At 58.0% G+C, this 12,310-nt stretch carries 9 protein-coding genes; 8 read left to right on the top strand and 1 reads right to left on the bottom strand.

What is annotated here, in order from left to right; genetic code table 11:
* Window positions 1–52: 52 nt before the first annotated feature.
* The 8 genes from pheS (at window position 53) to tyrS (ending at window position 12,002) form a co-directional block, all read left to right on the top strand.
* Entirely contained in the window at window positions 53–1,180 is a 1,128-nt protein-coding gene (pheS, locus tag RWL87_RS01510) for a phenylalanine--tRNA ligase subunit alpha (protein WP_005507134.1), read from the top strand.
* 3 nt (window positions 1,181–1,183) lie between these two features.
* Complete coding sequence (pheT, locus tag RWL87_RS01505; RefSeq protein ID WP_313968654.1) at window positions 1,184–3,754, top strand: phenylalanine--tRNA ligase subunit beta; 2,571 nt, start codon at window positions 1,184–1,186, stop codon at window positions 3,752–3,754.
* A gap of 192 nt (window positions 3,755–3,946) precedes the next feature.
* Window positions 3,947–4,729: a hypothetical protein gene (locus RWL87_RS01500; RefSeq protein WP_313968653.1), complete on the top strand. Its 783-nt coding sequence runs from the start codon at window positions 3,947–3,949 to the stop codon at window positions 4,727–4,729.
* Window positions 4,730–5,124: 395 nt separating this feature from the next.
* Complete coding sequence (locus RWL87_RS01495) at window positions 5,125–5,610, top strand: arginine repressor (protein WP_044150633.1); 486 nt, start codon at window positions 5,125–5,127, stop codon at window positions 5,608–5,610.
* A gap of 152 nt (window positions 5,611–5,762) precedes the next feature.
* Window positions 5,763–7,352 carry an AMP-binding protein gene (locus RWL87_RS01490; protein WP_313968652.1) on the top strand — a complete coding sequence of 530 codons (1,590 nt, stop codon included), beginning with the start codon at window positions 5,763–5,765 and terminating at the stop codon, window positions 7,350–7,352.
* Between the two features lie 133 nt (window positions 7,353–7,485).
* The gene (locus tag RWL87_RS01485; RefSeq protein ID WP_070737333.1) at window positions 7,486–8,061 is read left to right on the top strand and encodes an adenine phosphoribosyltransferase; all 576 of its coding nucleotides are present in this window, start codon (window positions 7,486–7,488) and stop codon (window positions 8,059–8,061) included.
* Window positions 8,062–8,245: 184 nt separating this feature from the next.
* Window positions 8,246–10,540 (top strand): AAA family ATPase, encoded by a 2,295-nt coding sequence (locus tag RWL87_RS01480; RefSeq protein ID WP_313968651.1) that lies wholly within the window; start codon window positions 8,246–8,248, stop codon window positions 10,538–10,540.
* A 157-nt stretch (window positions 10,541–10,697) separates the two neighbouring features.
* Window positions 10,698–12,002, top strand: coding sequence for a tyrosine--tRNA ligase (gene tyrS, locus RWL87_RS01475; protein ID WP_313968650.1), 1,305 nt, complete (start codon window positions 10,698–10,700; stop codon window positions 12,000–12,002).
* Between the two features lie 97 nt (window positions 12,003–12,099).
* Here tyrS and RWL87_RS01470 read toward each other — a convergent pair.
* Window positions 12,100–12,310, bottom strand: a 211-nt coding sequence (locus tag RWL87_RS01470) for a hypothetical protein (protein WP_313968649.1), incomplete at its 5' end; no start/stop codon positions are given.

Here is a 12,310-nt window from a genome sequence, read left to right as displayed (position 1 = left end):
TGTATAACGAGCCAGCCGGTATAGTGCCGGTGGTATGCAGAGAAGAGTGACAATGACCGATTCCGTGCAGGAACACGAGGGTCTTAACGGCCCGGCTCAGGTTCTCGCCCGCATTGCGCAGGTTCTGGAGGAGAACCCCGAGAACGGTTTGGACGCTATCCGTGAGGCTTTTGAGGCTGAGCGTGAGCGTGCCAAGCAGGAGATTCGCGAGAAGGCTAAGGACTTTGACAGCCTCAAGGAGGTGCGCCTGAGCTTCTTCGGTGAGAAGGGCATCATGAGCATCGCTAACCGCCAGATGCGTGATCTTCAGAACCAGCACAAGGGCCCGGTGGGTAAGCTGATGGGTCAGGCTCGTGCAGCCCTGACTGAGGCTATTGAGGCTCGTACCGCTGAGCTGGAGGCTGAGCGTGAGGCTCGCATCCTGGCTGAGGAAGCTGTGGACGTTTCTGCTGCTTCGCCTCGCCGTTCCCTGGGCGGCCGCCACCCGATTGCTCTGATGCAGGAGCGCCTGACCGACATTTTCGTCGGTATGGGTTGGGAAGTTGCTGACGGCCCGGAGCTGGAGTCTGAGTGGTACAACTTTGACGCTCTGAACATTAAGCCGGATCACCCGGCACGCGAAATGCAGGACACTTTCTACGTTGAGCCGAAGAACGCTCACCTGCTGCTGCGCACTCACACGTCGCCGGTGCAGATGCGCTCGCTGCTTTCTCGCGAGTTGCCGCTGTACATTGTGTGCCCGGGCCAGGTGTACCGCACCGATGAGCTGGATGCGACCCACACTCCGGTCTTCCACCAGATTGAGGGCCTTGCCGTGGATAAGGGTCTGACGATGGCTGACCTGAAGGGTACCCTGGAGTACATGGCACGCGCCATGTTCGGTGAGGACGCTAAGATCCGCCTGCGCCCGAACTTCTTCCCGTTCACTGAGCCTTCCGCTGAGCTGGATTTGTGGCACCCGAACGCTAAGGGCGGCCCGCAGTGGATTGAGTGGGGCGGCTGCGGCATGGTGAACCCCAACGTTCTGCGTGCTGCGGGTATTGACCCTGAGGAGTACTCGGGCTTCGCTTTCGGTATGGGTATTGAACGTACCCTCATGTTCCGTAACAACGTCGCTGACATGCATGACATGGTTGAAGGCGACATCCGTTTCTCTGAGCAGTTCGGGATGGAGATCTAAATTATGCGTGTACCCCTGTCATGGCTGCGCGAGTTCGTGCCTGTAGCCGAGGATGCTTCGGCTGAAGATTTGATGGCAACCCTGGTGAAGGTTGGCCTGGAAGAAGAAGACGTTCACCGCCCCTCTGATGAGCTGTCCGGCCCGATTGTGGTTGGTCAGGTGCTCTCCATGGAGCCGGAGACCCACTCGAACGGCAAGACCGTGAACTGGTGCCAGGTGCGTGTGGTTCCGGAGGGTCAGGAGCAGACTCTGACCGGTAAAGGCATTGAGCCTTCCGGCGTTCAGGGCATTATTTGTGGTGCCCACAATTTCGTACCCGGCGACAAGGTTGTTGTGACCCTGCCCGGCGCTGTTCTGCCCGGTGGTTTCGCGATTACTGCCCGTAAGACTTACGGTCACAAGTCGGCTGGCATGATTGCTTCGACTCGTGAGCTGGGTATTGGCGATGATCACGGCGGCATCCTGGTGCTTTCGACCCTGGGCCTGGACCCGGAGGTTGGTACCGACGCGATGGAGCTGCTGGGCCTGTACGATCAGGCTGCTGAGGTGAACGTGACCCCGGACCGCGGTTACGCGTTCTCTCTGCGCGGTATTGCTCGCGAGTGGTGCCACGCTACCGGTTCTTCCTTCGAGGATTTTGTGCTGGCGTACGGCGAGCGCGCCCCGGAGGCTAACGACGCCGGTCACCCGGTTGTTCTGCGTGATGACGCCCCGATTCACGGTAACCCCGCATGCACTCGTTTCGTGATGCGTGAGGTGTCGGGCGTGAAGGCAGATGCGCCGGTTCCGACCTGGATGTCTTCGCGTCTGCGTCTGGCGGGTGTGCGCTCGCTGTCGCTGCCGGTGGATATTTCGAACTACGTGATGCTGGAGACCGGTCAGCCGCTACACTTCTACGATGCTGACAAGGTTCAGGGTGAGATTGTGGTGCGTCGCGCCGCTGCTGGCGAGAAGCTGGTGACCCTGGATGGCGTTGAGCGTACCCTGCACCCCGAGGATATTGTCATTGCTGATGATTCCGGCGTGATTGGTCTTGCCGGTGTGATGGGTGGCGCCTCGACTGAGGTGACTGACTCGACCACCCGCATTCTGGTGGAGTCTGCTCGTTTTGATGAGGTGTCGGTGGCTCGTACTGCTCGCCGTCACAAGCTGATTTCTGAGTCCTCGAAGCGTTTTGAGCGTGGCGTGGATCCGCAGATTCAGGCCGCGGCTGCTCAGCGTGCGGTTGAGCTGCTGGTTGAGCTGGCTGGCGCTCAGGTTGAGCCGGGCGTAACCGACGTGTCCCTGGGCTACGAGCCGGTCGTGATTGATCTGCCTGCTGACTACACTGCTGGTCGTATTGGCGTGGATTACTCGCCGGAGCAGATTGAGTCCTGCCTGCGTGAGATTGGCTGCTCGGTGGAGCGTACCGAGTCTGGTTACGCGGTGACTGTCCCCTCGTGGCGTACTGACCTGCGTGCGAAGGAGGACCTGACTGAGGAAATCGCACGTATTGACGGTTACGAGAACATCCCCTCGACTCTGCCGGTGGCTCCTGCGGGTCGCGGTTACACTCCGGAGCAGGCGGGTAAGCGTCGTGCGCTGAATGCGTTGGCGGCTTCGGGCCTGACTGAGGTGTTCGCGTACCCCTTCGTGTCGGCTGATGCGAACAACCTGTGGTCGGCTCCGTGGGTGAGCACCCCTGAGAACCCGGTGACTGAGGTTCCTTCGGTTCGCCTGGAGAACCCGATTTCTTTGGCTGAGGGCTGGATGCGCCGTTCGCTGTTGCCGGGCCTGGTTGAGGTGCTGAAGCGTAACCTGTCTCGCGGTTTCAAGAACCTGGCTATTTTCGAGGCGGGTCACGTGTTCATTCCGGGTGAGCAGCTGGGTTCGGAGTCTATTCCGCCGCTGGGCGCGTGCCCGTCGGATGAGGTTCTGGCTGATCTGAACGCCGGTATTCCGCAGCAGCCCACTTTCGTTGCTGGTCTGTTTGCAGGTACTGAGCACGAGGCGATGCCGGGTGCCGCTCCGCGCGCTTTCGATTGGCGTGACGCTCTGGACGCTGTGCGTCTGGTTGCTGACGCTGTTTCGGCTGAGATTCAGGTGCGTAACGGTGTGCATACTGCGTTCCACCCGGGCCGTGTGGCTGAGGTTCTGAATGCAACCGGTGAGCGTGTTGGTTTTGCTGGTGAGCTGCACCCGAAGCTTCTGCAGGAGCTGAACCTGCCTGAGCGTACCTGCGCGTTTGAGCTGGATTTCTCGGCGCTGTTTGCTGGTCGTGTTGATGCGCGTCAGGCTACTCCGGTGCTGACTTTCCCGGCTGCTACTCAGGATGTGGCGCTTCTGGTGGACCGCGATCTGCCTGCTTCTGAGGTGGAGCGTGTTCTGCGTGAGGGCGCTGGCGAGCTGCTGGAGGACATCCGCGTCTTTGATGATTACCGCGGTGTCGGTATTGATGAGTCGAAGAAGTCTTTGGCGTTTGCTCTGCGTTTCCGCGCGCCGGATCGTACGCTGACTGCTGATGAGGCGTCGGCTGCTCGTGAGGCTGCTGTGGCTGCGACTGTTGAGCAGCTGGGTGCGGAACCGCGTGTCTAACCGGGTCTAACCCTATGGCGTAACGCCTAATGCTGACGGGGTGGGAGTTGTTGGCTCCCACCCCGTAGCTTTTGGTGTTGCGTCGTGGGTATACCTGTTTAGCGTGTTCATGAAGCGCTGATAAGCGCTTTCCTTGGTGAACTCATGTGGTTATGGGTACCCTAGAAGATAGATGAAGTGAGGGAGAGAGTAATGGCTAATCGAGAGAACTCGCGCGAACAGGACGAGCTGTCGCAGTCTACTGAGGTCGAAGAAACCTATTTCGAGGATTCTCAGTACGATGACTCTGAGTATGAAGATTCTGAGTATGAGGAGTACGACGAGTACGAGGATTACGACGATGAGGAAGAGAACTCCTCTCTTTTCGCGATGAGTGAGGAAGAGCTGGATGACCGCCCGGGCGTGAACTGGCTGTCGGTTCTTTCTGCTGCGGTTGCGGTTATTCTTTCCATTATTTTGGCTGTTGTGGGTGTCCGCGCGTTTGCGTCGGTGAATAATAACGCCGAGTATGCCGGTAAGAGCTGGGTTATTCAGGGTACTTACCAGGATTTGACTCCTGACCTGATTACGAAGGGTAATGTGGCTCGGTATAAGGGCAACTTGCCGGCTGATGACGCTCTGAACGGTAAGACGTACGTGTCGAATCTGAAGGATAAGTACCAGGTGACTTCGGGCGCTTCGATTGAGTTCCGTGGTTCGCAGACTGGTGATGTTCCTTCTGAGTTCCCGCGTGAGGTGGACGGCCTGCTGGTGGAGAAGAACGGCAGCCTTGAGGTTGTCTACACCGCTGAGAAGGGCACGTTGAAGCCTGTGACTGAGGCAAGCGTGAATGCTGAGCGTTTTGCCGGTATCGCAAGTATCGTTGGTGCGGTGCTGGTGCTTCTGCTGGGTCTTGGTTTTGCTGTGTGGCTGAACCGTCGTTCGCACGATGTCGAGTATGAGGACCTGGACGGTCTGGTGGAGGATGAGCGCTAGGCGTTCTGAGTCCTGAGGATTCACCTCGAAGTTTTGTTGAAGGAGCCTGTTTCTGGCGCACGTTGTGTTGCTGGAGGCGGGCTCCTTTTTCGCGCTCGCCTACCGGAAGGTCTCTTGACCGGTGTGGCGCACCAGCCCACAATGTTCTTGCACGCTATGCATTCATTGCGAGGTTATGCGCCTGAATGTGTAGATACACGCTACGTTCGCGGCGTTTTGCGTGACAGCTGGTGAGATAAACCCTGAAATTTCCCCCATATCTTGGAATAATCCATATTTGGTGCGCATATTTATGTGCATATGTATTATCTTGGGTAGTGAAGAATGTTGCGCTGCGCCACCGCTGGGCAGCCCGTTCTGAATTCGTGATTGGCACCGTAGGAAGAAGAGATATTATGCCTTTCCCCTCGACCAAGATCGCGCGTCAGGCACGCATCGTTGAATTGCTGCAGACCCGACGTGTCCGCTCCCAGGCTGAACTGGCGCAGTACCTAACCGATGATGGTATGAAGGTTACTCAGGCGACCCTTTCCCGTGATCTTGTTGAAATTGGCGCTGAGCGCATCCGTGATGAAGGCGCCGGCCTGATTTATGCTGTGCCGAATTATCCTGCTCGTCGTGGCGGTGGTACTGCACCTGATGCTCGTATGATTTCCCTGTTTAAGGAGTTGCTGATTACCGCTGAGGGTTCGGCAAATATTACGGTTCTGCGTACTCCTCCGGGTGCCGCGCAGTTCTTGGCGTCGTCGATTGACCAGGGCGGTCTTGAGGCGATTATGGGCACTATCGCCGGTGACGATACGGTCATTGTTGTGACTCGTGACCCCAATGGTGGGGCTGCGCTTGCCGAGAGCTTCTTGGACTGGTCTGCTGCTCAGTAGTAGCTGGGGCGTATCTTGTGCTGTTCCTCTGATGTGTCGGGGGAGCGGCTGAAGGTACGCCCTTCTGCTGTCTTCGGGCTCTTTTCCGGGCTTCTATCTTGGCTTCTTCTTTTCTAGATATACCGATTTTTCTGTGGTGAGAGTTTTTTATCATGTCTGAAATGCACGATTCAGCGAACAATATTGCCTACCTTCTGGCGGAGGCGGCATCGTCTGCCGGGGCTAAGGCTGCTTTGGCGATTCCGGCTTCTGAACCTGCTGATACGCAGGTGGTGAGCTACGCGCAGTTGGCGTCTGCTGCCTCGCAGGTTCAGCGTCATCTGGAGGCGCTCGGTGTTGAGCGTGGTGACCGTGTGGCGTTGTCTATGCCGAACGTGGCGTTGATGCCTGCGCTGTATTACGGCATTGTGGCTGCGGGTGCGATTTGTGTTCCGTTGAATCCGCTGTTGTCGGGTGCTGAGCTGGAGTATCATCTGCGCGATAGCGGGGCGAAAATGCTTTTTGCTTTTGCGGGTACTCGCCTGGCGTCGGAGGCAACCTCGACGGTGCCGGTGAAGAACGGTTCGGTTCGTTGCGAGATTTTCACTGGGGGAGAGGGTTCACCGGTGGCTCCTTTTGATGCGCCTGCCGATAGTGCGCTGTCGGCTGCTGTTCTGGAGCCTGTCCCGGTGTCGGCGAGTGATCCGGCGATTATTCTGTACACTTCGGGTACGACGGGCAAGCCGAAGGGCGCGACGCTGACTCACGCGAATATCCTCTCGAATGCTCGTAGCTGCGTGAGCGTTTTTGGGTTTAGGGCTGAGGACGTCATTTTTGGTGGTCTTCCACTGTTCCATGCGTTTGGCCAGACGGTGTCGATGAATGCGGCGTTTGCGGCGTCGGCTACGGTGGCTCTGCTGCCGCGTTTTACTCCCGAGGGTGCGCTGAACCTGATTGAGCGTGCCGGGGTGTCGGTGTTGGCTGCGGTTCCGAGCATGTACGTGTCGTTGGCGGCGGCGCTGGAGGCTGAGCCTGAGCGTGCGCGCTCGCTGCGCGGTCGCATCCGTTTCGGTATTTCGGGTGGTTCGCCGCTACCCGCACCGGTGCATGCTGCGTTGAAAACGCTGATTGAGTGCCCGGTGTATGAGGGCTACGGCCTGAGCGAGACGTCGCCGGTGGTTTCGTTTAATCAGGCGGAGTTTGGCATGGTGCTCGGTTCGGTGGGTCGTGTGCTACCGGGCGTGCAGGTGCAGGCGCGTTGCCCGGAAGGTTCCGAGTGCGCGCCGGGCGTGAGCGGTCAGCTGTGGGTGCGCGGCGAGAACGTGATGGCTGGTTATTGGAATAATCCGGCGGCTACTGCTGAGGTTTTTGACGGCGAGTGGTTTGCGACCGGCGATGTTGCTCGTGTTGATGAGCAGGGCAATATCTTCATCGTGGACCGCATTAAGGACATGGTTCTGCGTAACGGCTATTCGGTGTATCCGCGTGAGATTGAGGATGTTCTCTACACCCATGAGCAGGTGCAGTCGGTAGCGGTACTGGGCGTGCCGGATGAGCGCGTGGGCGAGGAGGTTGTCGCCGTGGTGATGCCGCGTCCGGGTGCTGATGAGGGCGTGCTGCAGGCGGAGTTGAATGCTTTGGCGCGTACTCGTTTGGCGGCGTATAAGTATCCTCGCCGTTATGTGATGGTGGAGAGCATGCCGCTGGGCCCGACCGGTAAGATCCTCAAGCGTGACTTGCGGGTTTTGATTCAGCAGGGCTGAACCCGCCAGGTGGTTTGTGGCGCTGTTCTGAGGACAACCGCGGGCGAAGAGGGTAGAATTTTGTAGGCGGCTTCTACCGCGTTATTGTTCCCGGTTGTTATACCTGGGCTGAACCATCCACGAAAGAGAGAGCATGAGCGTTCCCGCTTCTGAGGCTTCGCGAACCCCTATCGAGCAGTTGATTCCGGCTGCTTGCGCTACGATTCCGAATTACCCGCACGAGGGCATCCTCTTTTACGATGTGACCACTCTCTTCGCTAATGCTGAGGTTTTCAAGGCATGCATTGATGAGCTGGCTGCTCGTTTTGAGGGTCAGTTTGATGTGGTGGCTGGTGTTGAGGCTCGTGGCTTCTTGCTGGCTTCTGCGCTCGCGTACGCTACCGGCACCGGTGTGATGACGGTTCGTAAGGCGGGTAAGCTTCCGCGTGAGACGTACCGTGAGGAGTATGCGTTGGAGTACGGTAGTGCGGCGATTGAGATTCACTGTAATGATTTCGCGCCGGGTACTCGTGTGCTTCTGCTGGATGATCTGCTGGCGACTGGCGGTACCCTGGTGGCTGCCGCGAAGCTGGTGGAGCGCGCGAACCTGAAGGTTGCCGGTGTTGGTGCTCTTCTGGAGTTGGAGGGCCTGGGCGGTCGTGAGGCGTTGGACGGTTACCGTCTTGAGACGCTGAGCCTGGTCTCTGAGTATCCGCTGCCGTCGAAGTAGTTTTATAGATGTGGAGGTGCCCTGCCGGTTGGTCCGGTGGGGCACTTTTCTGTGTATGCCTGGGCGGGTTTTCTGTGGGGGTAATATTTCGGCGCTGCGGAGCCTGTCCTGTAAAATAGTGACCCGTATTTTTCGGTGCCTGTCGCACCCTGTCTTTGAGGCACTATAGGTTTAAGGAGCTTACGTGTCATCTGAATCTTTGCCCCAGCAGTCTGCTGATTCTTCGGCGGCTGAGAAGCTGTTTGCTGAGCAGATGGCTGCGGAGCGTGAGTATGTTGCTCGCGTGTATGCCCGTCTGGATGAGCTCCGTGAGGAGACGGCTGAGAAGCTGGCTGCTGTGCGTAAGAATCAGGCGGTGGGCGGTCATCAGAACCGTTCGGAGCGTGACTCTTTTGCTACTCACTATGAGGATCGTTTGGCGCAGCTGAATGCTGTGGATTCTCGTCTGACCTTTGGACGCCTGGATATGGACCGTGAGGGTGCTGATGCGGTGCGTTATATCGGTCGTATCGGTATTACGGATAGCAATCAGCAGCGTCTGCTGATGGACTGGCGTGCCCCTGAGGCGGGTACGTTCTATCAGGCGACTGCTTTCCAGCCGATGGGTGTGCGCCGTCGCCGTCACCTGATGCTTGAGGGCCGTACTGTCGCAAATATTGAGGATGAGGTCTTCGATTCGGAGATGTTGCAGGATGAGGACACCCTCCACGGTGAGGGCGCTCTGCTGGCGGCGTTGAATAAGAAGCGTACCGGCCGCATGGGTGATATTGTGGCGACGATTCAGGCTGAGCAGGATGCGATTATCCGCTCGGAACTGCCGGGCGTGCGCGTGGTGCAGGGCGGTCCCGGTACCGGTAAGACTGCTGTGGCGCTGCATCGTGCGGCGTATCTGCTGTACACGAACCGTGAACGCCTGTCGAAGGCTGGCGTGCTGGTGGTTGGCCCCTCGAATTCGTTCATGTGGTACATCGAGCGTGTGCTTCCGTCGCTGGGTGAGACCGGCGTGGTGATGTCCTCATTGGCGACCCTGTACCCGGGTCTGCGTGCTGTGCCTGAGAAGGACCGTGCGGTTGCCGCGTTGAAGGGCGATTTGCGCATGGTGAAGGTTATTAAGCGTGCGGTTGCGGATCGTCAGAAGGTGCCGGCTCAGGTTCAGCGCCTGAATGTTGAGGGTACTGATGTTGAGCTGACTCCGGAGATGGTTCGTTCGGCTCGTTCTCGTGCTCGTTCGACCGGTAAGCCGCATAATGAGGCTCGCGAGACGTTCGTGAAGATTCTGTTGAAGGAGCTGACCGCGAAGCTGGATGATCAGCTGAATCGTGCGGCGGGTCGTGTGGTGGAGCGTCCGTACCTGCAGGATGATGTGCGTGCTTCGATGGATGTGCGCCGCGCCCTGAACCTGGCGTGGATGCCGCTATCGCCGGAGACTCTGTTGCGCTCGCTGTTCTCGAAGCCGCATTACCTGGAGTCTGCAACCCGTGAGCTGTCGAAGGCCGAGCGTGCTCTACTGGCTCGTCCTGCGGATGCCCCCTTCACCGAGGCGGATGTTCCACTACTGGATGAGGCTGCTGAGCTTCTGGGTGATTTTTCGAAGGTGACCGGTGCGGCTGCTGCGGCTCGTGCTGCGGCGGAGCATCGCGCGAACCTTGAGAACGCTGCAAAGGCGCTGGAGAATGTTCACCAGTCGCTGGAGGATATTGGCGCTGATGGAGTGATTACTCCTGAGCAGATTGCGATGATGAATGAGGTTCGTGGCGAGCGTATGACTGCTGCGGCTGCGGCTTCTGCTGATCGTACGTGGGCGTATGGCCATATTGTGGTGGATGAGGCTCAGGAGCTCTCGCCCATGCAGTGGCGTCTGCTGATGCGTCGTTGCCCGATGAAGTCGTTCACGATTGTGGGCGATATTGCTCAGGCGTCTTCCGCTGCGGCTGCTTCGTCGTGGTCGCAGGCGTTGGAGCCGTTCGTGGGTGAGCGTTTCACCCTGGAGGAGCTGACGATTAATTACCGTACTCCGGCTCAGATTGCTGAGGCGGCGGTGTCGGTTGCTCAGGCTGCTGGTTATGAGGTGTCTGCACCTCGTGCTGTGCGTGAGGGCAAGTGGCCTCCGCTGGTTCATGAGGTCGCTGCCGAGTCCGTGGTGGAGCAGACCGTGTCTGTGGTCAGCGAGGAAGTCGCTCATTCGGGCGGCGCTCTGATTGGCGTGGTGTGCCCGCCGAGCCTGTATGTTCAGACGGCTCAGGCTGTGGCTCGTGCTCATGCTGATCGTACGGGTACCGCGCAGACGGCGTTGGAGAATCAGGTGCTGGTTCTGACTCCGTGGGAGGCTAAGGGCCTGGAGTTTGATGTTGTGGTGATTGTTGAGCCGCAGCAGCTGATTGATGATGCTGATGGTGCTGTGGGTGACTTGTACGTGTCGATGACTCGTCCGACTCAGCGTCTGCACATGGTGGGTTCGCGGATGCCCGCGGGCCTGTAGCTCTGTAGTACCTTTCTTGTTATTTCTTTGAGCCGGTGCCGCACCGGTTTGGCGCTCGTTTGGGTTTTTCTGAGCGTTTGGGCTGGTGCGGTGCTAGGCTTGTTACATATTTTGTTCGAGCGCCTTTGGGCGTTGTTACCTTGTGAATGGGAGAAGCATGTCTGCCGAGATCCTCAACGCGCAGCATAATGACGATACCTTCGAGAATATTTGGCAGGAGCTGAAGTGGCGCGGCCTGGTGCACGTGAGCACTGATGAGGCTGCTCTGGAGAAGGCGCTGAGCGAGGAGAGCCTGACTTTCTACACGGGCTATGATCCGACTGCTGCGTCCCTGCACCTGGGTCACCTGGTGCAGCTGCTGGTGATGCGTCGTCTGCAGCTGGCTGGTCACAAGCCGCTGGGTCTGGTGGGTGGTTTCACCGGTCTGATTGGTGATCCGCGTCAGACGTCTGAGCGTGTGCTGAACTCTCCCGAGGTTGTGGCCGAGTGGGTGAAGTCCCTGCGTGCTCAGATTGAGCGTTTCCTCTCCTTCGAGGGCGAGAATGCTGCTCGTATGGTGAATAACCTGGACTGGAGCGGTCAGATGTCTGCTCTGCAGCTGCTGCGCGATGTTGGTAAGCACTTCCGCGTGGGCACCATGGTGAAGAAGGAGATTGTTGCGAAGCGCCTGAACTCTGATGAAGGCATTTCGTACACCGAGTTCTCGTACCAGATTCTGCAGGGTCTGGACTTCCTGGAGCTGAACCGTCGTTTCGGCTGCACCCTGCAGACCGGTGGTTCTGATCAGTGGGGTAACCTGACCAGCGGTACCGAGCTGATTCGTAAGGTGGAGGGTAAGAGCGTTCACGCTATTGGTACTCCGCTGATTACTAACTCTGACGGCACTAAGTTCGGTAAGAGCGAGGGTAACGCTATTTGGCTGAACCCGCAGATGTGCTCGCCGTACGCTTTCTACCAGTTCTGGCTGAACACTGCGGATGCGGATGTGGTGGATCGCCTGAAGGTCTTCACCTTCCTGACTCGTGCGGAGATTGCTGAGTTCGCTGAGAAGGTTGAGAAGGAACCGTTTAAGCGTGAGGCTCAGAAGACTCTGGCGTACCTGGTGACTTCGCTGGTTCACGGTACTGAGGCTACTGATCAGGCTGTGGCTGCTTCGGAGGCTCTGTTCGGTAAGGGCGATTTTGCTGCTCTGGATGAGGCTACCCTGGAGTCTGTGGTTGCTGAGCTTCCTTCGGCGAAGCTGACCGAGGATCGTCTGGACCTGATTTCGGTGCTGACCGAGTTGGGCTTTGCGAAGTCTAACTCTGAGGCTCGTCGCATTCTGAAGGAGGGCGGCGCTTCGGTGAACGGCGTGAAGGTCCAGGGTGAGGACGCTACCATCTCCAAGGATGATCTGCTGCATGGTCGTTTTGCGATGGTTCGCCGTGGCAAGAAGAACCAGGGCGCTGTAGAGCTTATCTAGTCTCTTCTGACTTTCTCTATACATAGAGGGGGAGGGGCGCTTCTCCACTGAGTAGTCAGTGGGGGAGCACCCCTCCTTTTCTGTTCTCCTCATGTCCCTATATACAGACTCCTATAGAGAGCCCCTCCGTCAGGAGGGGCTCTTCTTTTATCGTTCTGCTGCTTTCTGGTTCTGGGTTTGTCTTGGTTCGCGAGGGCTTTGGGTACCTTTCGACCCCGTTTTGGGGCTCCAGAGAGGGGGATTCGCAGATTTTTGAGGTTTTTTGGAAGTTTTTTGAAGATTTTTTGGCATCCTTAAAACACTCTGAC

The organism is uncultured Rothia sp., assembly GCF_963555405.1.
Taxonomy (GTDB): domain Bacteria; phylum Actinomycetota; class Actinomycetes; order Actinomycetales; family Micrococcaceae; genus Rothia.
The sequence above is the reverse complement of the archived record's forward strand: the minus strand, read 5'-3'. Positions and strand labels throughout refer to the sequence as shown.